The following is a 25,245-nucleotide window of genomic DNA, read 5'->3' on the forward strand; positions in this document are numbered from 1 at the left end:
CTCAACATTATCTAAATAAAGTCATTAAAAAAATTTAATCCTTACTTTACCGATAAGATATATTATGATAGTTTTTAATTAATACATATATGGAGGACAACAAAATGATTTCTGTAAATAATCTTAAACTTCAATACAAGGATCATAAAGTTTTAAATGACGTGAGCTTTTCACAAAAAACTGGAACAGTAACAGCCATTATTGGTCCTAGTGGTTCCGGTAAAACTACGCTCTTAAGAACATTAAATGCGCTTGCTATACCCAAATCCGGAACAATTCAAATTAATGATACAACATTTGATGCTAGTCACTTTACTAAAAAGGATATAAAGCAATTACGTAGTAAATCTGCAATGGTGTTTCAGAACTATAACCTCTTTAAAAATAAGACAATATTAGAAAATATAACAGAAGGCTTAATATATGGACAAAAAATGAGCCTAAATAAAGCCACGGAAATCGCTGAGTCATACTTATCCCAAGTGAATTTATTAGAGCATAAAGATAAATATCCAATACAGCTTTCAGGTGGCCAAAGTCAACGTATCGGCATCATACGTGCATTAGCATTAAATCCAGAAATTTTATTGTTGGATGAACCTACATCTGCACTTGATCCCGAATCAATACGCAGTATATTAACACTTATAAAATCAATTGCCGAAAAAGGAATGACGATGGTACTTGTGACGCATGAGATTGAGTTTGCAAAAGCTATTGCTGACCAAATTCTATTTATAGATGAAGGAAAAATCGCACATCGTGGCACACCAACAGAAGTATTAGAAGAGGCTAATTCAGAACGTATACATCGCTTTTTAAATAAAGTACGAACAGAAGGTGATTATGTATGACCTTTAAACGTTCTTGCTATTTAGCGATACTATTGTTGTTAATTTTAACAACGGCAGCTTGTGGTAAAGATAGTAATTCGCAAAAGAGCTCATCGAAACAAGAAGTTAAAGTTGCACTGTCAGCAGAAGTGAATCCACCTTACCTATACACAAATAAAAAGAATGAATTCGTTGGTTTAGATATGGATTATATGAAATTGCTAGAGAAAAAATTACCTCAATATGATTTCAAATATGAAGTTGGCGAAGAGGAATCTAATTTAGTTGGTATTGGTGCCGGAAAGTTTGATATGGGAATCAATTGGTTCTTTAAAACACCAGAACGAGAAAAGCAATTTCTCTATCAAGATGAACCATACAGCTATGCTTTACCTTTATTAGTAGTTAATAAGGATAACAATAATATACATAGCTTAGATGATTTGCCAGGCAAACGTCTTACACCAATGGCTCCAAGTGGCGGATTATTCTCAATACTTACACAATATAACAAATCACATCAGAAACAAATCGATATAGATACAATTCAAGAACCATCCAATGGAGATAATTTAAAAATGGTAAGTCAACAACGAAGAGATGCAATGTTTTTAAATTGGAATACATATAAAGCAATTCAAGAACAAATCAACGCCAATGTCAAAATCGGTGGCATCGTCAAAAAAGAACCACTCCATATTGTCTATAATAAGAAACAACAGAAATTACACGATGATATAGATCAAGCAACTAAAGAATTAAAGCGCGAAGGTAAACTTCAAGCATTGTCAAAAAAATACTTTGATTTAAACGTTTTTGATAGTTTAAACGAAATCAACGAAGATAAAGATAAATTGGAGGTGCAATAATGAGCGCATCAATAAATTGGATTGACTTATTTTTACAAGTCGTGCAACGATTGCCACTTACATTAGGTATCATATTATTGTCATTACTATTTTCTATTATTATTGGTTTTTTATTAGCTGTTATACGTATTAATAAAATACCTTTCCTTGCACCTATTGTCAGAGTATATTTATCATTTATTCGCAGTACACCACTCTTAGTACAATTATTTTTAGTTTATTTTGCATTACCTCAGTTATTATTATTTATTCATATTGATATCAATCATTTTAGTAGAATGTTTTTTGTTGTATTAGCCTTTTCATTTCATACAGGAGCGTATCTTTCTGAGATTATACGTGCAGGTTATCAATCCGTCGATTATGATCAAATAGAAGCTGGTCTAACAGTCGGATTATCCTACCCAAGAATAATGAAAGATATTATCATTCCACAAGCTTTACGCAATAGCATCCCTAATTTGACGACACAAATTATCGAATTAGTTAAAGATACCTCTCTTGCATTTACAATCGGTATTATTGATATGATGGGACAAGTTAAACTCATTATCGGTAATAATTATGGACTCGGTATGTTAGAAGTATATATCGTTATCTCCCTTATTTATTGGATGATTGCATTAATAATTCAAGGCGTATTCACTGCAATTCATAATAAAACAGAAAAACCATATCAAGTATAAGGAGAATAAATATGTCATTTATTTTATATACAATCTTTGAGGTATTAAAGGGTGTTCCCAACACTTTAATTATCACTATAGTTGCCATAATATTTGGTTTAATCATAGGAACACTTTTTGCAATCATACGACTAAAAAACGTTCCAGTATTATCACAATTAATTATTGTTTATAACTCTTTTTTCAGAAGTACACCTTTAATCGTACAATTATTTATTGTTTACTATGGGTTACCTTCACTAATTTTATTGCTTAATGATCAATTTAATTTATCTATTAATCCTGATATGTTTTCACCATTAATTATTTCACTTATTGTATTTTCACTTCATGCGGTAGCTTATCTGAGCGAATCAATTAAAGGTGGTTTACAATCAGTAGAAAATAGTCAAATAGAGGCGGCTCAAACAGTTGGTCTATCTAAATTTAATATTTATAGACGTATCGTTTTACCTCAAGCATTTGGTTATGCTTTACCCAATATTGAAAATCAATTTATTATGCTTTTAAAAGGGACTTCTCTAGCATTTGCTGTGCAAGTAACTGAAATTATGGCCGTTAGCCATGTCATTGCAAATGAAGGTTATCGATTCATCCCAGTTTATTCAGTAGCTGCAGCATTTTACTGGTTGCTTGCCATTATTTTTGAAGTAATCTTCTCGAAATTAGAAAATAAAACAACACGTCATCTACAATTCTCATCCAATTAATTCTAATTATGCGATGTAATAATAATGATGAATAGCCAGTGCCTATTCAAATTTGTAGTATATAGATCACATTAAATTCAAAGTTATTATTACCACATTCGTATATACTTAACAAATATGAGACAAAAATAGCCAGTAAACGAATATAAATTCATTTACTGGCTTACTTTATTATAAAGTACAATCATTACATAGTTTACCTTTATCTGCTAGTGATGGTATATGACTTATGAATAAACTTTTAATTTTATGCGATAGATTCGGCATACTTTCTTTTTAATTCATAATAGTGTTTTACCTTTTTAGGCATGGCATCATCAGCTAATTCGGCCTTTGTCACAATAGGATACCGTTTAAATACTAATGCGCCTAGATATCCACAAACCCCACTACAAATTGCACATAGCAATGCTACTAATATTACTGTTAAGGCATTATTAAACCCAAACATAACCATTAAACCAGCAATGGGCGTTGCTGTACCTGTTGCATTATTAACTAAACCGAACAATGCGATAATGATACCAGAAATTGCCCCGCCAACAAAGTTTGTCACATAAACTGGCACTGGGTTTGCAGTAACAATATCTGCTTGTGATAGTGGCTCTATAGCGACAGCAATTGTCGTCTTTCTATCTCCAAATTTTAGCTTTTTAAATAACACAAAGTTCAAGAACGAAGATGCAAACACTGCTAATGCACCGATTGCCATTGGTGTACCTGTGAGACCTAATAACGCAGTCAACGCCATTGAACTTAGTGGTGCAGTTGCCACTACAGTGATAATACCACCTAAGACAATCCCCATTAATATAGGACTAGAATGTGTAGAATCTTTAATTATATTGCCTATTTGTAATAATGTCGCATCAACCACAGGCGTAGAAGCAGTTGCTAATAATCTTGCTAATGGTGCAACTATAACGATTGATGCAATCAAATCCAGTCCATCTGGAAATTTTTCTTCTATCCATAGCATAACAAAACTCATTAAATAACCTGCAATAAATCCTGGTAATAAATCCATATTGCCACACGCTACTGCTATCACAAATGCGTATACAGGTGAAACACCTAATGCTAAAGCGACGAGTCCAGCGGCTGCTACACCACCTAAACCGCCTGCTATATTACCTAATTGCCCTAAGTAATCCATACCCATTAAGTCTCCACCCACATATTTATGAAAGGCTTCAACCAAAAATGAAGCTATAGCTGCATTGGCTAAAGCTCCCATAGCCTTTCCACCTTTTGGAGCCTTACTGGTAAATAGTGTAAATAAGTATAATACTAATCCTAAAAATAATACCCCGATTAATAATTTCATTATATTACCCCTTTTATGTATGCGTTTTCATAACCGTCATTAATTGTATCACATCACATACATTAGAAATAATATATTAGAGTGCAAAATATAAATTACAATATAATTTTACATAATAGAGGTAATATATATAATGATTTTAATCACAAAAGTTATTATAATTGTGATTGCAATTGTTCAATAATTTGAGTTATTTTCGCTCGTTGTTGATCATCTATATAGACTACTACGGTTCTTTCGTCAATTTGGCTTCTTTTTTTACTTAAAAATTCCATTTTAATCAATTTCTGTAAAGCTTTCGTTAAATAATATGGCTTGAGATCGGATGAAAGTGCAATTTCCTTTGCTGTTATTTCATTTGAATTACAATTATAAAGATAATTCAAAATATAGATTTCCTCATAGTTTAACTTAAATTGCTTTTTAGAACTCTTAAAGAATTTCTTCCCTTGTTGATAAGTAGCAATAAGTTCATTTAGTGTTTTAAACTTTTGTTGTTCCATATAACCACTCCTAATGTTTATTCTAGATGTTAATATATACTAAAGTGATTCTTATATATTAATATAATAATTTTATACTATTTCGTGCATTCTATTCAATATAAGTAGCTATGAAAAATGTTAAAAATGCCCACTATTTTTTTAATATTTACTTTTAAAAATAAAACAATAGTAGTTAACGCAACATTTTATTAATAAAAAATGAGCGATCTATGATTTTAGTTAAAATATTTTATCATTTCGATTGATCTTTCATTTATAAATGTAGATAAAATTAACACAATGTCCACTATTCACTTAACTTAATACTTTTAAAGTGATTCAACACAATTAAAATATTACATATACTATTTGTTTTTAATTTTGTAATGTGTATTAAATAACACTTAGTGTCCTTATTTTGGCAAGACTCCTGTGGGAACAGGACAAGCGGAAGACTACAGGCTGAATCTGTCCCCTAGGAAACCGAGCCAATAATATATAATATTGAACAAAAAATAGATACGCTTTGTGCATTGGATGATTTACATTCCTATAGAAATTTAACATTTGTATCTTAATATAAAACAATTTTCTTTAAGTAATATTTTGGCGAGACTCCTGTGGGAACAGGACAAGCGGAAGACTACAGGCTGAAGCTGGCCCCTAGGAAAGCGAGCCAATAATAATATATAATATTGAACAAAAAACACTCAGATAAATTGAATTCAATCATCTGAGTGTTTTTTTTATAGGATTTATGTCCAAAAGTACTTTACTTATATTCATATAAGTATCTAACTATAGTAGTTTTGATTTATTTCTTTTTACAATCTACAGTATCTAGTAAGCTTAATGCTGCTAAACCAGATAAATCTAACGCATGTTTAGCACCAGCTTTACCATGTCCAGCTTCAAAATGTTTAAATGCCGCAACACCTAATACTGAAATTGCTAATAATGAACCAAGGCGTGATAGCTTTTTGCTACCAAAACTTAATACGAAGAATAAAGCACTTAATGCTTCAACCGCGCCAGCCAATGGTACTGCATTTGAAGGTAAGTTAAACACTTCTTCAAATGTATCTTTCATTGATTGATCACCTTGTAATTTTGGTTTTGCTGCTCCATATAATTCTTTTGCTAATTTTAAATTTGTTAAATAACGTAAAATCATTAAAAAACGCTCCTTCTATTTATTTTCAAAATATTTATTTACAATAGGCTTCACACGATTTGCTAATAATTCAATAGTACGAATCGTTCTTTCATGTGGCATCGAACCAACGGGGGTATGCAACATGAATCGTGTTATGCCTAGTGTTTCCACTGTTTCTATAATCTTTTGTGCGACGGTTTCAGGACTACCTACATACAAGGCACCGTGGGGCCCAGTTTCTCTCTCAAAGCTATTTTGGTCATACGGTGGCCAACCACGTTCTTGAGCCAATATATCATGACTTGCTTTAACAGATGGGAAAAATTCACGCTTCGCTTGTTCATCTGTATCAGCAATATAGCCCCATGAATGTGTTGCAATTTTTAAATCATCTACCTTATATCCATAAGATTCAGCAATTGACTGGTACATGTCTATATTACGTCTAAATCTTTTCGGATCTCCACCAATTATAGCATAAGTTATCGGTAATCCTAATGCTCCTGCTTTTAACGAGGATTCCGGAGTACCTCCAGTAGCTATTGATATAGGCAATGCATTGTGTTCAGCTCTAGGATAAACACCTAAATTATCAATAGAAGGTCGTAAATGCCCCTTCCAATTGACGATTTCATGTTGATTAATCTTCATAAGTAAATCAATCTTTTCATTAAATAGCTGTTCGTAGTCATCTAGATTATATCCAAATAATGGAAATGATTCTATAAATGAACCTCTTCCTACCATTATTTCTGCACGTCCATTTGAAACTGCATCTAATGTAGAAAAGCGTTCATATACTCTAACAGGATCATCTGAAGATAATACAGTAACTGCACTAGTTAATTTAATATGCTTGGTATTTCTAGCGGCTGCCGCTAATACCGTTACTGGATCTGATACTGCATAATCAGGTCTATGGTGTTCACCAAGACCATAGACATCCAAACCATTTCGATCTGCTGTTTCTATTTCTTCTATTATATTACGAATTCTTTGTGCATTACTGATTGCATCTTGTTTACCTTGTTCTGTATAGATATCACCATTATCTGCAAAAGAGGTCAAGCCAATTTCTATCTTCACTATTAACACCTCCAAATCTAGTATAATTTTTATACCTAAATATTAAGACTTTCTAATAAAGGTGTCAATATCTCTGCTTAATTCAATTTTTTATATGTATAATATGACCTTCTGCTGCACAATTAATCTATAGTATTTTTGTATTTTCAAATAATAAATTTACCTAATCAATTATATTTTGAAATTTTCTGTTATTTTACAGCTTTGTAATAATAGAGATTGTAACAATACACTTTGTAGCGCAAAACCCTTATAAAACAAGTATTCCACTACTTTTTTAATTCATTTTATTTGTTACACATTAGGCTAAATTATTAGAACTAAATTACAAAACGATAACAATGCACACAAATGGTTGTTTTTCTGATAAAGTATTTCTTGTCGTTGAAACAGCGAAAACATAAAAAACAAATTATTGTCGTTAGAGACTGGGAATAGCATTACGAAAAATATAATAATAAATAGAGAGAAATTCTAGGAGGATATTTTATAATGAAGAAAATCGCTACAGCTACAATCGCAACTGCAGGAATCGCTACTTTTGGTTTTGCACATCACGATGCAGATGCAGCAGAAAATAATAATGGTGGATACAATCCAAACGATCCAACATCATACGAGTATTCTTACACAATCGATCAACAAGGTAACTACCACTACGATTGGAAAGGTAACTGGAACCCAAGTCAAGCTGACCAAGGTCACAGTAACTACAGTAACTATAATCAAACTGCTTCATACGCTACTGGGAATAGCTATGGTAAGCAATCATATACAGCTAATAATCAAGCAACTGGTGGAAGAGGCGCTTCAGTTTCAAACTCTACTTCAAGCCATAATATCAAAGTAACAACTACAAGTGCACCATCAAGTTCATCAAAATCAACTAGCTCATCATCAAGTTCATCAATTTCAATTTCTAGCACTTCAGGTTCTTCAAACAACCTATACACTGCTGGTCAATGTACATACTATGTATACGACAAAGTTGGCGGTAAAATTGGATCAACTTGGGGCAATGCTAATAACTGGGCAAGCGCTGCAGCTGCTTCAGGTTACACAGTAAATAACTCACCTTCACAAGGTTCAATCTTACAAACTTCAGCTGGTGCTTACGGACACGTAGCATATGTTGAAAGTGTTAACAGCGATGGTTCAATCACTGTTTCAGAAATGAACTACGGTCAAGGCGCTGGTGTTGTTACTTCACGTACAATTTCAGCAAGTGAAGCTTCAAGCTACAACTACATTCACTAATAAGTATGTTTCAAAAGGCAATCCATATGGATTGCCTTTTTTATTTATATTCATCATACGAAAACAAACGAGAACCGGTCTTACATTGCACCATCGCTACAATATACAATGTAAAACCGATTAAATAGATTATAGAAGGATATTTTAAATCTTTACCTACATTGAATTATCGATGAATATACAGATAATTAAAGTAATATCGCTACAATTATTACTCAACTCAAACTCATATCATCTCATTCATATTAATTTATATCCCAAATATAACTGTTTAAACTTCTATTTGAAAATTTATTATTTTTTTCCTTCTATTAAACCATCAACGGTATAAAATAAAAAACATGATTATCCTTATAACAACAGTAAATATGCCCAGCTATCATGTTTGAATGATAGCTGGGTATATTGTTATGAGTGCGTTGATTTTACTTTTTTTATTCCAATACCTGTAAACCCATAGAATAATGCGAAACAAATACATAGGTAACAAGGTACAGTCCAAATAAAGAACTGATCCACTGTAACACCTAATTGCTGAGTATAATATATACCTGATGTTCCCCACGGTATGAGTGGGATTATCATTGTACCTGAATCTTCCAATGTTCGAGATAAATTCGTTCTATCAAGATTCATTTTATTATACATATCTGTCATTAACACACCGACCATAATAATTACTACTGAAGCGACCCCTGCTGCTAATACCATTATTAATCCACCAATAATCGTTGTTAAGATAAGCTGACCTACAGAATTGATATTTTTTGAAATTTTTTGCAAGATTACATCTAAACAACCGGCCTTTTCTACAATACCAGCAAATGCATACCCACAAAATATCGTAACTACAATTTCCGTCATACTCATCATGCCACCTTGTTCTATCAAAGTGACTGTCTTAGCAGATAGATGCTCTGTAGATATCATACCTTTATTAAAGCCATCAAACGTAGATTTAAAACCGTCTACAATACTAAATTTATTGTTTACAACACCTACGATGATTGCGCTAAGACTAGATAATAACATGGCTGGAACAGTAGACATTTTAAATGCCAAACACAAGACAATGACAATAATTGGTAACCAGACTAACACATTAATATTATAAATTTGTGATAGTTCACCTAATAATTGTTTGATTTGTGCTGAATTAGCATCACCTTTAAATTGGCGTCCCACTATAAACCATACAATAATTCCGACAATGGAAGCAGGTACTGTCGTCCATATCATCGCTCTAATATGGCTAAAAATATTCACCTTTGTAACAAGTGCAGCTAAATTTGTCGTATCAGATAGTGGTGACATTTTATCACCAAAAACTGCACCAGCAATGATTGCACCAGCAGCCATACCATGTGGAATATGTAATTGATTAGCAATCGCCATTAACGCGATACCCGCTGTTGAAGCAGAACCCCATGCTGTTCCAGTCGCCACTGATGTGATTGCACAAATGATAAATGCAGATACTAAAAATAAATTAGGATTTAAAAACTCTAAACCATAATAAATCAAAGCAGGTACTGTGCCAGAGTACATCCATGTGCCAACAATAATACCCACTGCTAAAATAATAAAAATTGCTGGCATTGCAGTTGCTAATCTGTTCGTTATACCTTCTTCAAGATCGCTCCACTTCAAGCCTACTCTTTTAGCAATCCAAGCAGCATAAGCAGATGCTAAGATAAGCAATGCTTGTATTGGAATACCAAACCCAACAAAACCTGTAATAACTATAATAATCATCACTACAATAGTAGAAATAGACTCAACAAAAGTTGGCTGTCTCGTCATCATTTGCAACCCCCTTTATATTCTATTAAACATACGCATTGTTAAATTAATCTAATCCAAGTTTATCTATGCCAAGTTCCTCAATTGTTAGCCCTTCTTCAAAAAAGTCTCGTTCCAATATTGTCGACGCAATTGTGATAATGGCATCTGTATTAGGTGTTGGGACACCGATATGCTTACCAAGACTTGACCACAAGACAAGACCATAGGCAATATCTTCTGTTAAGTAGCGATTTTTAACTTGATTCGGTCCTTTTATTTGGGAAAATACTGGACTGTTATTAAATAAACGGTTCAATGGTTCATCTTCATCAACTTGTTCCAAATAGCCACGCTCTATACGTGCATCTTTTGCTGTAGATAATTCGAAACCCAATTTACGTCCGAGTGTTAATCGTTCTAATTCTACAGCATGTAATAAACGCACTGTGTGTTGCGTAATCCCTTCTGCATATAAAGCAAAATCTTCCGCATAATCTATACGACCAACGTTTAATAATGTTGGTCCTGGATGAACTTCTGGATTTCCATTTTCTAGGTTTGTTTTCCATAGGCTTTCTTCTTTAACAATATATGGATACAGTAATTCAATTTTCTCAAAGCTATCGCTCAAATCTTCCTTATCATAGGTAGAAAAATGAACCTTTCTCACATTTAATGATAAGTTAACGGACGCTTCATCAAAATCCACTCGTGTTCCATAAGTAAGTGTATTTACTTCAGCAAGTTTAGGTTTTGTCTCAATATGCATTTCCTCTAGGACATTCAAGAATCTAATAGATCCCATTGCTGCTGCCATATTAAAAAAGATCAGTTGTTCTGATTTCAAGAATGGTGCCATCGTATGTGCATAATGTTCGATAAATGAAGATGGTATGACGACTTGTATCACCTCTGCATCCTCTAATACGTATGACATATCATCACTGATATCAGTAAATGGTACAAAGTTTGTCTCTCCCTCATTCGTAAAGGAAAAGCCTCCACGTTCTATAGCTTTATCAAATTTATGTATTGATTGGTTTCTACAATATAATTTCACTTCATGACCTTTAGTCTTCATATCTAATGCTGCTGTTACTGCCCCATTACCAGAGCCTATAATTGCAATTTTCATAATCACCCTTCTTTCTTCAACTTTATTTACATTACTTTATTGTATAACCAGTAATAATTAACGATAAACAATGGCTCGCAATAGAAAAGCAATCACATACCGTTGTATCACGACACATTGTAACAATCGCTGCACATAGTTGCTAGATAAAAAAACCTAATTTTATTTTCAGAAATTGATATAAAGATAAATTATTTTTGTTATAGTAAAAGAAAAAGGAGGGGTATAATGCCTGAACATCAATATGAAACAAACAACACATCTAATATTGAAGTAAATGATGATGCACGATTAATGGCAATGCTTATTTATGTATTAAGCTTTTTCACTTCTATTATAGGGCCTCTAATCATTTGGCTCATTAAACGTGATGAATCACCATTTGTAGACCGTGCAGGGAAGAACTACTTTAATTTTTATCTGTCTTATTTTATTTGGGTTATTGTCGCTTCAATATTATCTTTAGTATTAATTGGCTTATTACTATTAATAATATTGGGTATTTTAATGATAATATTTACTATTATTGCTGCAGTTAAATCTTATAATGGAGAAGATTATTTAGCACCTTTATCTATTAGATTTTTTAAATAATATAAATCTAAATTTTGTGACTTTTTACAAGTCTTGTAATAATTGGTGTTTTATATTAACTAACCAATGGAGCTCAAACTAGTAGTGCCAACATAAAATTGAATTATGTCAGACTGTAACCTCTACATGCATTTATTACAATGACATGTGAGGTTTTTTTAATTGGTTTACAAAGACGTAACATTGCACACAAAACCAAATTCATCTGTTAGAGTATTATTTGTCGTTAAAAAGCACATACGAAAAACAATCAACTTAAATTAATTAATAGATAAAGTTATTTTATGAATGATGACTTTTGGGAGGACTTTTTAAAATGAAAAAATTATTAACAGCTACAACTTTAACAGCAGGAATCGGAGCAGCAATGTTGGGATTAGATCATGGTCAAGAGGCAGACGCAGCAGAACAAACTCAAACTCAATCAACTAACGAAAGTACAACTCAATCTGCTTCAAGTGGGAATTTATATACAGCAGGCCAATGTACTTGGTATGTTTATGATAAAGTAAATGGTGAAATCGGCTCTACTTGGGGAAATGCAAATAACTGGGCTTCAGCAGCATCTTCAGCTGGTTATACAGTTAACAACACACCTGAACAAGGCTCAATTTTACAATCTAACTCTGGACCTTACGGACATGTTGCATACGTTGAAAACGTATCTAGCGATGGTTCTGTTACAGTTTCAGAAATGAACTATGGCGGTGGACCATATTCAGTAAGTGAAAGAACAATTTCTTCTTCTGAAGCTAGTTCTTACAACTATATCCACTTAAACTAATAACTAAACATTTAATATAATTCGCTACAATGGTATTGGATATCATCTATGCTTATAAATAAGTATAAGTACACTATCTAAGCAAATATGACTAAATGACAAGTTCTTTAAGGGAAAGTTCTTCCATTCTGTCTGTTGAATTGCGCTACCATTAATATAGGCTGGAACATGATTATGCTTCATGTTTCAGTCTTTTTTTGTTATATGACATTGCAGTATATTAATAAATTTGAGAAAATGGACACGTTTCGTATAAATTAGGAGGTAAGACAATGCAGTGGTTTAAAGTAATATTGGCTGGTTTGATCGAGGTATTATGGGTTACTGGTTTAAATGTTGCTAATTCTGTATGGAGTTGGTTAGCAGTAATTATAATTATCGGAATAAGTTTCTTCTTAGTTATTTCAGCTTGTAAAGCACTACCAGTGGGTACTGTTTATGCTGTATTTGTTGGCATAGGTTCTGTTGGCACAGTAATTGTAGATATTATTTTCTTTGGAGATAACTTCAATATTGTAAAAATGATGCTTATTTGTCTATTAATTATTGGCATTATTGGACTTAAGTTATCAACTTCGGAGGTGCAGCAGTAATGAGTTGGTTCATTTTATTTTTTGCAGGTTTATTAGAAGTTGTTGGTGTCATCATTTTAAATGAAATTACAAGAACAAAAAAGAAATCACTTGTCGTTCTATTAGCAGTTGCCTTTATCTGTAGCTTTAGTACATTGAAATTAGCAATGAATACCATACCTATGGGCACAGCATATGCTATATGGAGTGGTATTGGTACTGGTGGTGGCACATTAGTAGGCATGTTGCTATATAATGAAGCCAAAAATGCCAAACGTGTATTTTTTATCGGTTTGATAGTTCTATCAATTGTAGGCCTAAAGTTAATTAGTTAATTGGTCAATTGCTCAAGTACAAAGAAAATGAGATTTAATATACGTTATTAAAGTAATTTATTTTTTTACATATCCCTTAAACGATTGTGTTTAGTTATTTTATTTCATTTTAAATATAAAAATTTGTTAAGCCCATATTTATTTACTATACTTTGTATTAAAGGAAGTGATTATTAATGGTAAAAGTTTATATCGCAGGACCTATTCCTGAAGCAGGACTTAAAGCACTTGAACAAGCTGGTGCTGAAGTTGAAATGTATGATGGTAAAGGAATTATTGATCAAGAGACATTAAAGTCAGGTGTCAAAGATGCTGACGCATTAATCAGTCTATTATCAACGAATGTTGATAAAGATGTCATTGATGCAGGAAACAAATTAAAAATAATCGCAAATTATGGCGCTGGATTTAATAATGTCGATACTGCCTATGCTCGACAAAAGGATATCGACGTTACTAATACGCCCAAGGCTTCGACTAATTCTACAGCTGAATTAACATTTGGACTCGTGTTAGCTGCGGCAAGACGTATTGTTGAAGGCGATAAATTATGTCGTTCAACAGGATTCGATGGTTGGGCCCCACTATTCTTTAGAGGTCGAGAAGTGTCAGGCAAAACAATCGGTATCATAGGCTTAGGTGAAATTGGTGGTGCAGTTGCGAAAAGAGCAAAAGCTTTCGATATGAATATTCTTTATACTGGACCAAATCAGAAAAAGGATAAAGAGCGCGAAATCGGCGCAAAATATGTAGATTTAGAAACTCTTTTAAAGCATTCAGACTTTGTAACGATTAATGCTGCCTATTCTACAGATTTACATCATTTAATCGATACACCTCAATTTAAATTAATGAAGCCGACAAGCTATTTAATCAATGCATCACGTGGGCCAATTGTTCATGAAGCAGCACTTGTCGAAGCGTTACAAGATAAACTAATAGAAGGTGCTGCACTAGATGTCTTTGAATTTGAACCACAGATTAATGAAAAATTGAAATCACTTGATAATGTAGTCATTACACCCCATATCGGAAATGCAACATATGAGTCACGAGATATGATGGCTAAAATTGTTGCGAATGATACATTAAGTAAACTAGAGAATAAAACACCAAAATTTATAGTAAACTAGTGGTTTTCGACAATTTACATGCACCTACTAAAAAGAGAAGCCCTTAAATGAAATCAGTAGACTTCATTTAAGGGCTTCTCTTTTAATTGTATTTATAAGTTCAACATAACTTTCATAGCTACTTTAACTTTGTTTTGTATAAAAATTTTGTTTGCGCACTGGCTAGTTGGTTTGGCATAATTTTAACAACAAAATTACGCAAAGCGACTAATAACTTATTTGATTTTTGTGCTATTTTGCCAATATTTCTAGAACGTTTAATTACTTTTTTAGTATGTTTAACACGTAATTTATCATAACGTTGCAAAGCTTCATCGAAATCATACTGCGCAAGGCAATGAGCTAATACAATCGCATCTTCCATCGCTTGTCCTGCGCCCTGTCCCATGTTTGGTGTCATAGCATGTGCTGCATCACCTAACAAGACGACACGTTGATACACAAATGACTTCAGTGGTTGTATATCATAAATATCATGAAGTAAAATATCTGTTTCGCTTTGTTTATCTAATATCACTCTTACTTCATTTGGAAAATGATTAAATCTTGCTTGTAAATGAGGTTTACCAAATGCTTTATACTTTGGATCCTGCGCTTTAGCATTAATAGAAATAAACCAATAAGCCTGATGATTTAATAAAGGAACAATGCCTACTCTACCTTTTGTAGCCCAGTATTCTTTAGCAACATGTTCTTCTTTTATATTTACATCGTCTACTAATCCTCTAAACACAGTATACCCTCTATATACCGGCTTACTATCTGGTAATATAGATTGTCTAACATTAGAATGAATGCCGTCTGCAGCTATACATAAATCAAATGCTTCATCTGCTTGAGATTGAGATTCAAATTTCAATGTCACTTTAAGTGGTTCACTTTCAATTGTTTCCACACGGTGTCCAAAATAAAGATATTGTGATGGTACATAAGATTGAATAACATCTACTAAATCTTGACGTTTCACCGTCAAATTAACAGTCTTTTTCTTTAATTTCACATTAGATAGCGTATTACCTTTACCATCTAGCACTGTCATTTGCTCTATTTCATGTCCGATATTTCTTATGCCTTTAGCTAAATCATGATTACCTAACTTTTCAAGGACATTGCCCCCGATACCTATCCCTGCACCAATTTCAGTTATATCTTGTTTCTGTTCAAATACCTTTACATCGTGACCTTGCTCAATCAGTAACGCTGCAGTCGTTAAACCACCGATACCTGCACCTACTATACCTATCTTCATCATTTTCACTCCATCTATCATTAAACTTATTTGTTCTTACTAGCCTGTGTTTTTTAATAAATTCCTTAATTACTTTACAAAGAAAAAAGATAACACCTGTATTGATTACATCGTTATCCTTTATTCATAAAATATTGGTCCATTATAAATAGTAATCTTTATAAACATGATCCTTTTTAATACCATACTTGTCATAATAATGTTGCATAAAGCGTGCAATATTACCGTCCCACGCGATATCAGAAGCATATTGATGTTCCCCTGGTGCTTTAGGGTTCCAACGCATTTGATATAATGTAATTTGCTTTTTATCAAAGTAATTTTTACGAACAAATTTTGCGCCACCCATAATTGCACGTTTAGGCGATGTCCAAGATTGTTTCTTAGCATAACTACTTCCTGTGTGCACTGCATTCTCATCAAACGCACCTATGCCAAAGAAATTGTAATACTTTTTACCATCATCTTTAATGCCTTTTGCCAATTCTGAACGACCATGACCTGTTTCAACTAAAGCATGACTTATCAGATATAGGACATTTACATCATACTTTTCCTGAGCTTTAAGAAAAGACTTGGCTTGCCCTTTTAAAATACCTTTATCTTTTAATATTTGATTCAATTCATGCTCAGACATAGGTACCTTTTCTGAAATATCCATATAATTTAGATTTTCATATTCATTATCTATGTCCATAGCTTGTTTCACATCTGCTCTTGAAGCATCAACAAATTGACCTTGTTCTTCTTTCATGTTTAATGCATTACCATCTACTTGTTTACTCACGGCCTCATTAAATGTGTTTGTCTTCTGGTTATCAAATAAAGTCGTTTCATTGATAATCAGTAACAGAACAAAAACAGCTAAAATAACGATCAATAACACGACCGACAGTCTTTGCGTAATTAATTGCTTCATTTTCAGAAAAACTCCCTAACTTACACAATTATTTAGTTAATGTAATATATGCAAATATAATCGCAATTAGCACAATTGCAAACGACACATTGATAGCAATCTTCATTCCTCTTCTATCTCTAAATAACGTATTGAAGATTGTGAGACTTATCGCTAATGAGACAACAAACATTGTAATTGCCATCATTATATTCATTGTAATCAAGAACACAATTCCCAATACTAGAATAACATTGGAAATGATGGCCATGACTTTTATCATTTTCGGATTAATATGTCTTCCTCTCCTCATCTAAAAAACTAATATTAAACTCTAATACTAGAAATTGTATCATATTTAAGCATTTTGCAATATGTCATTTTCTAAACAATAAAACAGACCAAGATAGAAAATAACTTTCTCCTATCTTGGTCTGTTACATGTCATTCTGTGAACACATACTATGATATTAGCGTGACATACCTCTCAGCATATTCAACATATAAGTTAAACTGCGGTTCATTTCATCGTCTTTTAAAATACTCATTAATCCGGTGATAGATGTTTTTTGGTTTGGGTTTGCTTGGTTTGCTACATGCAAACCTTTATTGACTTTGTTTAGCATTGTAGATAAATCATTTACATTTAAATCACCTAATAAGAATACAAGTGAAGCCATATTTGAAATTAACCCTGTATATTGTTCTTTATTTAGTTCTACAGCAAATTTATTGGCGATTACGCCTCGACTTTTAACTGCGCCAGACAGAGCATCTAATATTTTAGCGTCATCTAATGTACTAATTAGATTAATTGCCTTTAAGATACTGTCTTTATTGGCAACAATTGCGTCTGTTACTTCAGCCATACTTTCTTGCTTGATTTCTGCATCTGTCTTTTCCATGCGTTTTATTTTAGTTATTCTTTCAGCCATTAGTTATCCACCTGACTTCCTGGGAAAGTATAGTCATCACGTCTCCATTTATCTTCAACTCTAACACTATATTGTGGTTGGCGTTGTTTATTTACCCGGAAATTCGTAGGATTAAGTGGTGACTTTCCTCTTCGTGTTTTTACTTCCATTCGACAACTTGTACGTTTATATGATGGTGTATCTGTATCTTTATCAACGTCACTATTGGTCAATAAATTAATTGCACCATTGTCACCATGCAACATTGCATTGTTATTTAGAGGGATATATATTTCTTTACCTTTAACTCTATCAGTAACATGCGCTACCAATTCAGCTTCTCCAGTTTCAGAAATAAGCTTGATTTCTGCACCTTCATGGATGCCTCTGTCTTCAGCTAGTTCAGGTGAAATCTCTACAAATGCATTAGGCATTTTGTATTCTAATCCTGGTACCTTATATGTCATATTACCTTCATGGAAGTGTTCTAATAATCGACCGTTATTTACATGTAGATCATAAACTTCATTCACTTTGAAGAAATTATCAAATGACAGTGGATAGAATCTCGCTTTACCATCATCAAAGTTAAATCCTTCTAGATACAAGGTTGGTTCATCTGTACCATCTGCTGCAACTGGCCATTGTAAACTGTTATAACCTTCTAAACGATCATAATTTACACCTGAATAAAGTGGTGTCAATCGTGCAACTTCATCCATGATTTGACTTGGGTGTGTATATCCCCAATCATATCCTAATGATTTCGCCACTGCTTGAATGATTTGCCAATCAGGTTTAGAGTCTCCCTTTGGTTCCAATGCTTGATAGATACGTTGAATTCTTCGCTCTGTATTTGTAAAAGTTCCAGTTTTTTCAAGTGATGGACTGGCAGGCAAGACAACGTCTGCATATGATGCTGTAAAAGTGAAAAACTCATCTTGTACTACAAGGAAACCAACCTTTTCTAAAGCTGCTTGTACAAAGTTGATATTCGAATCAACAATACCTGTATCTTCGCCGTATAAATATAAAGAATCAATTTCACCTTCATGAATACCTTCCATCATTTGATGATTATCACGTCCTGCATGACTTGGTAAACTTTCACCATATTCTCTTTCAAATCTAGCTCGTACTTCATCATCAGTAACCAATTGATAACCTGGGAATTGATCCGGCATACTACCCATATCACTACAACCTTGTACATTGTTATGTCCTCTAAGCGGATAAGCACCTGAACCTGGCTTTCTATAATTGCTTGTTGCTAATAATAAATTAGAAATTGCAGTAGACGTATCACTACCAATATCTTGTTGTGTTACACCCATTGCCCAACAAATCGATACTGATTTTGCATCGACAACTTGGTGTGCAAAATCAATCAGCGCTTCTGCAGTTATACCCGTTGTTTCTTCTGCAAAGTCCATTGTGAATGGTTCTAGAGACGTTCTATATGCCTCGAAATCATTCACCCATTCATCAATAAATGCTTTATCATGTAAATCATTGTCGATGATATATTTCGTTACGGCAGATAACCAAACTAAATCTGTTCCTGGCTTAGGTTGATAGAAATTGTCAGCACGTTCTGCCATTTCATGCTTTCTAATATCAAATACATTTAATGTATTTTGATAAAGTTTATGACCTCGTTTAATTCTTGATGCAATGACAGGATGTGCCTCAGCAGTGTTAGTACCAATAAGTACGACCATATCTGCAATTTCTAAATCATCTATAGAACCAGAATCTCCACCATGCCCCACTGTTCTAAATAGACCTTTAGTTGCAGGAGCTTGGCAATATCTTGAACAATTATCTACATTATTTGTACCTATAACTTGGCGCGCTAGCTTTTGCATTAAATATGATTCTTCGTTTGTAGCTTTGGAAGAAGAGATAAATGCTAAACCGTCTGGACCTAATTTATCTTTCACCTTAGTAAAATTGTCTGATACAACTTGTAAAGCTTCTTCCCACTCAACTTCTTCGAATTGACCATTTTTTCTTACTAATGGCTTAGTCAAGCGTTCATCTGAATCAACATAATCCCAACCAAATTTTCCTTTTACACATGATGATATTTTATTGGCAGGTGATTCATGCTGTGGTTGCACCTTTAGTACTTCTCTATCCTTTGTCCATACGTCAAATGAACAGCCAACACCACAATAAGTACATACTGTCTTCGTTTTCTCAATTCTTTCTTCTCTCATGGCAGCTTCAGAATCAGATACTGCAAATAAAGGACCATAGCCTGGTTCTGCTTTTTTAGTTAAATCTATCATCGCCGCTAAAGAACCAGGTTCTAAATCTGTCATATAGCCTGCATTGCCTTCCATATTAACTTCAAGCATGGCATTACAAGGACATACCGTTGCACATTGACCACAGCCAACACATGAGGAATCATTAATTGTTGTATCATTATCCCAAATAACACGTGGTTGTTGTCGCTCCCAATCTATTGTCAAAGTCTCATTGACTTGAACATCTTGGCAGACTTCAACACATCGTCCACATAAAATACATTGATTTGGATCATATCTGTAAAAGGGACCATAATCTTTTTCATATGGCTTTTCTTTATATTCGTACGTTTGATGCTCAAGTCCCCACTGATCCATTGTATTATGAATTTCACAATCTCCATTATTATAATCACACACAGTACAATACAACATGTGTTTCTCTAATATGCGATCAAGTGCTTCCTTTTGGCTTGTTTGTACATTATCTGTTTGTGTATTGACCACCATTGGTCGATCAATCGTCGTACTACACGCACGTCCAATTTGACCATCAATCTCAACTGTACAAGTGTCACAAGTTTGAATAGGTCCTAGCGATTCGTTATAACAAATCGAAGGCACAAATGTATCTTGTGACTTAATAAATTGCAACAAGTTCGTGCCTGGTTCAACAAGATAGTCTTTACCATCTAAAGAAACGATTAAATGTTCCTGCATTCGATTCACCCCTGTTTTTATAATATACTGCCCGTATTATTCTCATTGTTGTTCAACAACATTCCATCATAAAAGCCCCACACTTTTTAGGTAATGTTACTTATATTGTAAACGTATTTATTATGAATGTTAAGGCATTCTGTATTCCATTCCCTTTTTTAATACAATTCAATATCATACTATTCCAAAATATAATAAAAGATTTTTGTATAATTACTTTGTCAGTCATTTATTATTACAGCTTGTTCACCAAACTATAGTATAGATTTGTATTTTTTCTATGCTACTTCCACTATATAACTCTGGTCATATAACAATAAGTTTTCAAGATGTTTATGCCACAACAATATGAGTTCATTTATTTCTTGATCGTATTAAGTTTATGATAATAAAAAGTAGAACAACACTGTCATTTTTGTTTGACGAATGTGATGTTCTACGCTTATATACAAATTATTTATTAGGGATTGAGCTTAAACATATATATATTTCTATTTAATTTCATCTATAGAAAAAGGTTGCTCGAGCAAAAGATTCTAAAATCTTAACTCGAGCAACCTCTAAAGCCATTAAATCTACCTTAAGATAATCATTTAATTTAAAACGACCTTTGACTATAACAACAACAATTTATTATCATAAATAATTAACCTCACCTTGTTGTTCAGCTATCACAGTTGCTATTCTAGTAAATACCTAAATTATCTTTAATACTAGATTCAATTTCACTTAATGAGCTTTGACTAGGTACAAAATAATATAAGCCATCATCTTGTATGCCGCCTTCACCATCTAACTGGTGCTTATTAACTGTCTTATCTGCATCTTTATAGTTGCTTCTAATTTTATTTAATTCACCAATTGATAAATCTGTTTTCACATTCTCTTTAATATGGTTCATAATTGAATTAAAGTGAGTGATTGAATTTACACTTGATAACTTACTAGCTAAACCTTGAATTACAATTTGTTGTCGTTCTTGACGACCAAAGTCTCCACCAGCACCGCTTTCTTTTCTACTTCTGATAAATGCCATTGCAGCATCACCATCTAAGTGTGTTTTTTCGCCATTATTAAATTGGTGATTTTTATATGAGAATGTCGCATTACTTGTTACGTCGATACCACCAACCGTATCAATCATATCTTTCATACCATCCATATCTATCGTAGCGTAATGATCAATTGGTACGTTTAATAATTTTTCAACAGATTTCACTGCCATATCAGGACCACCATAAGCATAGGCATGATTAATTTTCTCAGTTGTACCTTTACCTACAATCTTAGCTTGTGTATCCCTTGGAATACTTACAATTTCAGTTGTTTTCTTTTTAGGATTAATCGATAGCACCATAATTGTATCACTACGTTGACCATCGCCTTCAGAAGCTCTTTTCGCATCAGAGTCTACACCGAACAATGCAATTGTAAAAGCATCACCATCATCTAAACTGACATTTTTATCTCTTAGTGACGATTTATCTCTATCTAATGGATTATGTATTGATCCACCGACTGAAAAGATTTTATATCCTAAATAAATAACTGCTATTAAAGCAAGTATGGCTAATATACCGAAAAACCATAAAAAAAGCTTTTTACCTAGTCCCATTTTCTTTTTTCCGTTCATTCTAGAGCGATTCACTCTTATCATTCCCCATTCTATATTCAGTTTTCAACTTAAATTAATAACTACATTATAAATGAATTTATACAATTTAGCATAGTGCTTAAGACCTAAAAATTTGATAAAGTATGATATTTTAGAGTTACAATTTACTTTTTATAACCCGCTCCTGAATTTAAAACCTCTAACATCTCTTCATGACAGCCTGGATTACTGATAATGAATGGACCAGCCGTCGCATAATCCAAAGGTTTATTGTCTAATGTCGTCATTTTCAACCCTAGCTCACTTGCAAATAAAAATTGTGCCGCGATATCCCAAGGCTTTGGATTCGTATTGATATGCAAGCCAAATTGACCGTTAATCACACGAACAGAATCTAAACCACATGAGCCAATAAAACGATGACTAAAGGAAGCCTCAAATAATTCTTGCATTTTATTTGCATTTATAACTAGTGCATTAAATGAAACAACGGCATCCTTTAATTCAATGGATTCCGGTTTTTCAAGTGGTGCACCATTAACATATGCACCATACCCTTTTACTGCTTTATATAATTTCCCGTGTGGATAATCATAAATATAAGACAACATTGGTACACCATCTACAAAATAACCTAATATAATGCAATAGTCTTCTTGTTGTTTCACTAAATTTGCGGTTCCATCAATTGGATCCATAATCCATACATGCCCCTCATGAGGGTGAACTTCTTCATTGGTTTTTTCCTCTGCAAATAGTTGATGTTCAGGGAATGTTTCAGTTAAAAACTGCTGGAATCTTTGTTGAATCGTTTTATCAACATTAGTTACTAAATCAAACCTATTCTTCTTGGTTGTAGTGACCATCTCATCGATTAATGCTGGTATAATATCATCTAACGAAGCGAGCCACGCTCTGACAGAATCGTCTATAAAAATTAATTGTTCTTTTTCCATGTCTACACCTCTTTTTATATTTATAATCTTTATGTATAGATTTAGCTATGTATAATTTCGTCTCATTTTATCATAATTCGTAACTGAAAATATATGCCCAAAGTTAATCATCTAACATTTTTTTCATATATTGCAATAAACATAAATAAAACCGACTAGCTTTGCTAGTCGGCTAAATAGAAAGGAAAGTAAGTAATAAATATTGAAGATGTTTGTTTAGTAACTCGTACGAATAATTGTTAACAAAACTATTATGTAATAGCCTACCCCTTTGTCAACTATTCGTTACCCCCTTGTTACTATATACAATACTAACATAAGACTCGAAAAAATGTAAGCGTTTTCTCGAATTTTTTTATTTATTTTTTCTAAATGTCGTCATTGTCACTTTTATGATATAATAATTGTAATATGTAATCATATTGGGAGGTGACTTTCTTCATGAATAAACGCGAACGACAAAACAAATTGGTTCAAGCAATTCAAGAAAATAGGCAAGTTACTGCTTCAGAATTAGCGTCTGAGTTAAATGTTTCAAAACGTACCATTTTAAGGGATATTCAAGATTTAGAGGATCAAGGCGTTAAAATTTTAGCGAAACACGGTAAATTAGGTGGTTATCAATTACAAGAAACACCGAATAGCTATGACATTGAATTAACTGAAAATCAACTTTCTGCATTATTTCTTGTATTAAATGAAAGTCAATCTTATTCAACACTTCCTTACAAAGAAGAAATTCAAGCAATAATCAAAAAATGTTTAAATTTACCCTATACAAAAATGAGACGGACGTTAAAAAAATTAGACCGTTATATTAAATTTGACACGCCACCACACACAACATTGCCAGCTTTATTTTCGGATGTATTAATTTACTGTACAGAACGTAATGTAATGGCTATGGAGCATGGGCTTGATGATATGAATCGCACTGAGAATGTAATTTTCATTGGATTACTATGTGAAGAAGGTTTATGGAAAGCAGTCGTCTTTGAAATTGGATTAGGTAAAACTAATACAATCCCGATTGAGGATATACAAGATATTTCTTACTCATTCGAAAAAACAATAAAGACACAAGATATAACAATTAATAATTTCCAACAGTTTTCTAATCCAACTGAAAATTAATTCAGTTGGACTTTTTATTGACCTTTATTGGTACATCATCAAAACAGTAATAATAAAGGACACCAGGTTATTCAACATATGTAAGCTGAAACTAACGATTAATTTATTCTTCGTCTTAACATATGCATATACTAAAGCAACAGCTAAGATAAAATAACTACCAAACTCAAATGGTGAGGCTGCACTACTTACATGCATAAACGAAAATAATATAGCAGAAATGACTCCCATTACCTTAAAATTAAACACTTTCCCCAATTCACCTATCATTAAATGTCTAAATATAATTTCCTCTACTAATGGTGCTGCAATAACAATTAATAAAAAAGAAAATGGTAAAAATTGTGGATTTTTAAATAATATTTGAAGTTGCATTTCATTTTGTGTTTCGCTAAACCCCCATCCGCCTGGAAGGTATTGCACTACAAAGTTATATAAATATGATGCGACAAACATGATTATAAATATTCCGACTAACCAAGCTTTGTTTTGTTTAATGACTTCTACACCTGTATTAAATTTTGTATAAAAATCATTCATATGTAAAAAGTAAAAAATAAAAATAGTTGTCATATATGCTAATAATTGTATTAATGAACCGAGTAATACCTCACTACTCGAATTTAACCCCTCTACAAATTGATGTCCAAAACGCATGACAACTATAGATAAGCATTCTAATATTAAAAACAAACTTACAACTACTATAAAATCTTTCCAGGTTACTTCGCGAAACCGTAACATAACTTTTTTCATT

The 25,245-nt window shown here is 32.9% G+C and carries 25 protein-coding genes; 11 read left to right on the plus strand and 14 right to left on the minus strand.

Annotated features, from left to right (window positions below):
• Positions 1 to 104: 104 nt before the first annotated feature.
• Genes ACF91D_RS16250 through ACF91D_RS16265 form a run of 4 tightly spaced genes read left to right on the plus strand, consistent with a single transcriptional unit; the run spans position 105 to position 3,098 of the window.
• A complete protein-coding gene (locus tag ACF91D_RS16250; RefSeq protein ID WP_042739121.1) occupies positions 105 to 854 on the plus strand; it encodes an amino acid ABC transporter ATP-binding protein in 750 nt (249 codons plus the stop codon).
• Positions 851 to 1,702 carry an amino acid ABC transporter substrate-binding protein gene (locus ACF91D_RS16255; RefSeq protein ID WP_107527608.1) on the plus strand — a complete coding sequence of 284 codons (852 nt, stop codon included), beginning with the start codon at positions 851 to 853 and terminating at the stop codon, positions 1,700 to 1,702. Before ACF91D_RS16250 ends, ACF91D_RS16255 begins: the two co-directional genes overlap by 4 nt.
• Entirely contained in the window at positions 1,702 to 2,388 is a 687-nt protein-coding gene (locus ACF91D_RS16260; protein WP_042739123.1) for an amino acid ABC transporter permease, read from the plus strand. The genes ACF91D_RS16255 and ACF91D_RS16260 overlap by 1 nt, the downstream gene beginning before the upstream one ends.
• Positions 2,389 to 2,399: 11 nt before the next feature.
• A complete protein-coding gene (locus tag ACF91D_RS16265; RefSeq protein WP_107527607.1) occupies positions 2,400 to 3,098 on the plus strand; it encodes an amino acid ABC transporter permease in 699 nt (232 codons plus the stop codon).
• 247 nt (positions 3,099 to 3,345) lie between these two features.
• On the opposite strand, the gene ACF91D_RS16270 is transcribed toward ACF91D_RS16265, so the two are convergent.
• The 4 genes from ACF91D_RS16270 to ACF91D_RS16285 form a co-directional block, all read right to left on the minus strand.
• Positions 3,346 to 4,425, minus strand: a complete 1,080-nt coding sequence (locus ACF91D_RS16270) for a PTS sugar transporter subunit IIC (RefSeq protein ID WP_107527606.1) — start codon at positions 4,423 to 4,425, stop codon at positions 3,346 to 3,348.
• 155 nt (positions 4,426 to 4,580) lie between these two features.
• Positions 4,581 to 4,928 carry a transcriptional regulator, SarA/Rot family gene (locus ACF91D_RS16275; RefSeq protein WP_042739126.1) on the minus strand — a complete coding sequence of 116 codons (348 nt, stop codon included), beginning with the start codon at positions 4,926 to 4,928 and terminating at the stop codon, positions 4,581 to 4,583.
• 796 nt (positions 4,929 to 5,724) lie between these two features.
• Positions 5,725 to 6,084, minus strand: a complete 360-nt coding sequence (locus ACF91D_RS16280; RefSeq protein WP_107527236.1) for a hypothetical protein — start codon at positions 6,082 to 6,084, stop codon at positions 5,725 to 5,727.
• 15 nt (positions 6,085 to 6,099) lie between these two features.
• Positions 6,100 to 7,152, minus strand: coding sequence for an LLM class flavin-dependent oxidoreductase (locus ACF91D_RS16285; RefSeq protein ID WP_107527237.1), 1,053 nt, complete (start codon positions 7,150 to 7,152; stop codon positions 6,100 to 6,102).
• Between the two features lie 492 nt (positions 7,153 to 7,644).
• Here ACF91D_RS16285 and ACF91D_RS16290 point away from each other — a divergent pair, with 492 nt between their 5' ends.
• On the plus strand, positions 7,645 to 8,409 hold the full coding sequence (locus ACF91D_RS16290) for a CHAP domain-containing protein (RefSeq protein WP_042739129.1): 765 nt from the start codon (positions 7,645 to 7,647) through the stop codon (positions 8,407 to 8,409).
• Positions 8,410 to 8,817: 408 nt separating this feature from the next.
• Here the strand turns inward: ACF91D_RS16290 and nhaC are convergent, their stop codons facing one another.
• Positions 8,818 to 10,212 carry a Na+/H+ antiporter NhaC gene (gene nhaC, locus ACF91D_RS16295; protein ID WP_119624454.1) on the minus strand — a complete coding sequence of 465 codons (1,395 nt, stop codon included), beginning with the start codon at positions 10,210 to 10,212 and terminating at the stop codon, positions 8,818 to 8,820.
• Between the two features lie 46 nt (positions 10,213 to 10,258).
• Complete coding sequence (locus ACF91D_RS16300; RefSeq protein ID WP_107527238.1) at positions 10,259 to 11,329, minus strand: NAD/NADP-dependent octopine/nopaline dehydrogenase family protein; 1,071 nt, start codon at positions 11,327 to 11,329, stop codon at positions 10,259 to 10,261.
• Positions 11,330 to 11,557: 228 nt separating this feature from the next.
• On the opposite strand from ACF91D_RS16300, the gene ACF91D_RS16305 reads away from it, so the two are divergent.
• From ACF91D_RS16305 to ACF91D_RS16325, 5 genes are all read left to right on the plus strand, one after another.
• Positions 11,558 to 11,923, plus strand: a complete 366-nt coding sequence (locus tag ACF91D_RS16305) for a DUF4870 domain-containing protein (protein WP_107527239.1) — start codon at positions 11,558 to 11,560, stop codon at positions 11,921 to 11,923.
• 316 nt (positions 11,924 to 12,239) lie between these two features.
• Complete coding sequence (locus ACF91D_RS16310) at positions 12,240 to 12,707, plus strand: CHAP domain-containing protein (RefSeq protein ID WP_042739132.1); 468 nt, start codon at positions 12,240 to 12,242, stop codon at positions 12,705 to 12,707.
• Between the two features lie 272 nt (positions 12,708 to 12,979).
• Positions 12,980 to 13,300 carry a DMT family transporter gene (locus ACF91D_RS16315; protein WP_042739133.1) on the plus strand — a complete coding sequence of 107 codons (321 nt, stop codon included), beginning with the start codon at positions 12,980 to 12,982 and terminating at the stop codon, positions 13,298 to 13,300.
• The gene (locus ACF91D_RS16320; RefSeq protein WP_042739134.1) at positions 13,300 to 13,614 is read left to right on the plus strand and encodes a DMT family transporter; all 315 of its coding nucleotides are present in this window, start codon (positions 13,300 to 13,302) and stop codon (positions 13,612 to 13,614) included. Before ACF91D_RS16315 ends, ACF91D_RS16320 begins: the two co-directional genes overlap by 1 nt.
• Positions 13,615 to 13,790: 176 nt before the next feature.
• The gene (locus ACF91D_RS16325; RefSeq protein WP_042739135.1) at positions 13,791 to 14,747 is read left to right on the plus strand and encodes a 2-hydroxyacid dehydrogenase family protein; all 957 of its coding nucleotides are present in this window, start codon (positions 13,791 to 13,793) and stop codon (positions 14,745 to 14,747) included.
• 118 nt (positions 14,748 to 14,865) lie between these two features.
• Here ACF91D_RS16325 and ACF91D_RS16330 read toward each other — a convergent pair whose 3' ends face one another.
• From ACF91D_RS16330 to ACF91D_RS16360, 7 genes are all read right to left on the minus strand, one after another.
• Positions 14,866 to 15,996 (minus strand): FAD-dependent monooxygenase, encoded by a 1,131-nt coding sequence (locus ACF91D_RS16330; protein ID WP_107527240.1) that lies wholly within the window; start codon positions 15,994 to 15,996, stop codon positions 14,866 to 14,868.
• A 142-nt stretch (positions 15,997 to 16,138) separates the two neighbouring features.
• Entirely contained in the window at positions 16,139 to 16,915 is a 777-nt protein-coding gene (locus ACF91D_RS16335; protein WP_107527241.1) for an N-acetylglucosaminidase, read from the minus strand.
• Positions 16,916 to 16,943: 28 nt separating this feature from the next.
• Positions 16,944 to 17,207 (minus strand): hypothetical protein, encoded by a 264-nt coding sequence (locus ACF91D_RS16340; RefSeq protein ID WP_162846353.1) that lies wholly within the window; start codon positions 17,205 to 17,207, stop codon positions 16,944 to 16,946.
• A gap of 157 nt (positions 17,208 to 17,364) precedes the next feature.
• Positions 17,365 to 17,829, minus strand: coding sequence for a helical membrane plugin domain-containing protein (locus tag ACF91D_RS16345; protein ID WP_107527242.1), 465 nt, complete (start codon positions 17,827 to 17,829; stop codon positions 17,365 to 17,367).
• Positions 17,829 to 20,783, minus strand: coding sequence for a formate dehydrogenase subunit alpha (fdhF, locus tag ACF91D_RS16350; RefSeq protein WP_107527243.1), 2,955 nt, complete (start codon positions 20,781 to 20,783; stop codon positions 17,829 to 17,831). The genes ACF91D_RS16345 and fdhF overlap by 1 nt, the downstream gene beginning before the upstream one ends.
• Before the next feature lie 685 nt (positions 20,784 to 21,468).
• Complete coding sequence (locus ACF91D_RS16355) at positions 21,469 to 22,416, minus strand: LCP family glycopolymer transferase (RefSeq protein ID WP_371664162.1); 948 nt, start codon at positions 22,414 to 22,416, stop codon at positions 21,469 to 21,471.
• Positions 22,417 to 22,562: 146 nt separating this feature from the next.
• Positions 22,563 to 23,354 carry an inositol monophosphatase family protein gene (locus ACF91D_RS16360; RefSeq protein WP_107528015.1) on the minus strand — a complete coding sequence of 264 codons (792 nt, stop codon included), beginning with the start codon at positions 23,352 to 23,354 and terminating at the stop codon, positions 22,563 to 22,565.
• Positions 23,355 to 23,795: 441 nt separating this feature from the next.
• On the opposite strand from ACF91D_RS16360, the gene ACF91D_RS16365 reads away from it, so the two are divergent.
• Positions 23,796 to 24,488 carry a helix-turn-helix transcriptional regulator gene (locus tag ACF91D_RS16365; RefSeq protein ID WP_107589306.1) on the plus strand — a complete coding sequence of 231 codons (693 nt, stop codon included), beginning with the start codon at positions 23,796 to 23,798 and terminating at the stop codon, positions 24,486 to 24,488.
• 24 nt (positions 24,489 to 24,512) lie between these two features.
• On the opposite strand, the gene ACF91D_RS16370 is transcribed toward ACF91D_RS16365, so the two are convergent.
• Positions 24,513 to 25,244 carry a CPBP family intramembrane glutamic endopeptidase gene (locus ACF91D_RS16370; protein WP_107512358.1) on the minus strand — a complete coding sequence of 244 codons (732 nt, stop codon included), beginning with the start codon at positions 25,242 to 25,244 and terminating at the stop codon, positions 24,513 to 24,515.
• Position 25,245 lies beyond the last annotated feature (1 nt).

Source organism: Staphylococcus sp. 231237_7MaSpsaltlick (assembly GCF_043107035.1).

Excerpts from the sequence above, each read along its gene's own strand:
- ACF91D_RS16310 (WP_042739132.1), top strand. The coding sequence starts at position 12,240 with ATGAAAAAATTATTAACAGCTACAACTTTAACAGCAGGAATCGGAGCA.
- ACF91D_RS16250 (WP_042739121.1), top strand. The coding sequence starts at position 105 with ATGATTTCTGTAAATAATCTTAAACTTCAATACAAGGATCATAAAGTT.
- ACF91D_RS16360 (WP_107528015.1), bottom strand. The coding sequence starts at position 23,354 with ATGGAAAAAGAACAATTAATTTTTATAGACGATTCTGTCAGAGCGTGG.
- ACF91D_RS16320 (WP_042739134.1), top strand. The coding sequence starts at position 13,300 with ATGAGTTGGTTCATTTTATTTTTTGCAGGTTTATTAGAAGTTGTTGGT.
- ACF91D_RS16340 (WP_162846353.1), bottom strand. The coding sequence starts at position 17,207 with ATGAGGAGAGGAAGACATATTAATCCGAAAATGATAAAAGTCATGGCC.
- ACF91D_RS16260 (WP_042739123.1), top strand. The coding sequence starts at position 1,702 with ATGAGCGCATCAATAAATTGGATTGACTTATTTTTACAAGTCGTGCAA.
- ACF91D_RS16280 (WP_107527236.1), bottom strand. The coding sequence starts at position 6,084 with ATGATTTTACGTTATTTAACAAATTTAAAATTAGCAAAAGAATTATAT.
- ACF91D_RS16255 (WP_107527608.1), top strand. The coding sequence starts at position 851 with ATGACCTTTAAACGTTCTTGCTATTTAGCGATACTATTGTTGTTAATT.
- ACF91D_RS16265 (WP_107527607.1), top strand. The coding sequence starts at position 2,400 with ATGTCATTTATTTTATATACAATCTTTGAGGTATTAAAGGGTGTTCCC.
- ACF91D_RS16270 (WP_107527606.1), bottom strand. The coding sequence starts at position 4,425 with ATGAAATTATTAATCGGGGTATTATTTTTAGGATTAGTATTATACTTA.
- ACF91D_RS16335 (WP_107527241.1), bottom strand. The coding sequence starts at position 16,915 with ATGAAGCAATTAATTACGCAAAGACTGTCGGTCGTGTTATTGATCGTT.
- ACF91D_RS16365 (WP_107589306.1), top strand. The coding sequence starts at position 23,796 with ATGAATAAACGCGAACGACAAAACAAATTGGTTCAAGCAATTCAAGAA.
- fdhF (WP_107527243.1), bottom strand. The coding sequence starts at position 20,783 with ATGCAGGAACATTTAATCGTTTCTTTAGATGGTAAAGACTATCTTGTT.
- nhaC (WP_119624454.1), bottom strand. The coding sequence starts at position 10,212 with ATGACGAGACAGCCAACTTTTGTTGAGTCTATTTCTACTATTGTAGTG.
- ACF91D_RS16305 (WP_107527239.1), top strand. The coding sequence starts at position 11,558 with ATGCCTGAACATCAATATGAAACAAACAACACATCTAATATTGAAGTA.
- ACF91D_RS16355 (WP_371664162.1), bottom strand. The coding sequence starts at position 22,416 with ATGAACGGAAAAAAGAAAATGGGACTAGGTAAAAAGCTTTTTTTATGG.
- ACF91D_RS16345 (WP_107527242.1), bottom strand. The coding sequence starts at position 17,829 with ATGGCTGAAAGAATAACTAAAATAAAACGCATGGAAAAGACAGATGCA.
- ACF91D_RS16330 (WP_107527240.1), bottom strand. The coding sequence starts at position 15,996 with ATGAAGATAGGTATAGTAGGTGCAGGTATCGGTGGTTTAACGACTGCA.
- ACF91D_RS16325 (WP_042739135.1), top strand. The coding sequence starts at position 13,791 with ATGGTAAAAGTTTATATCGCAGGACCTATTCCTGAAGCAGGACTTAAA.
- ACF91D_RS16275 (WP_042739126.1), bottom strand. The coding sequence starts at position 4,928 with ATGGAACAACAAAAGTTTAAAACACTAAATGAACTTATTGCTACTTAT.
- ACF91D_RS16315 (WP_042739133.1), top strand. The coding sequence starts at position 12,980 with ATGCAGTGGTTTAAAGTAATATTGGCTGGTTTGATCGAGGTATTATGG.
- ACF91D_RS16290 (WP_042739129.1), top strand. The coding sequence starts at position 7,645 with ATGAAGAAAATCGCTACAGCTACAATCGCAACTGCAGGAATCGCTACT.
- ACF91D_RS16300 (WP_107527238.1), bottom strand. The coding sequence starts at position 11,329 with ATGAAAATTGCAATTATAGGCTCTGGTAATGGGGCAGTAACAGCAGCA.
- ACF91D_RS16370 (WP_107512358.1), bottom strand. The coding sequence starts at position 25,244 with ATGAAAAAAGTTATGTTACGGTTTCGCGAAGTAACCTGGAAAGATTTT.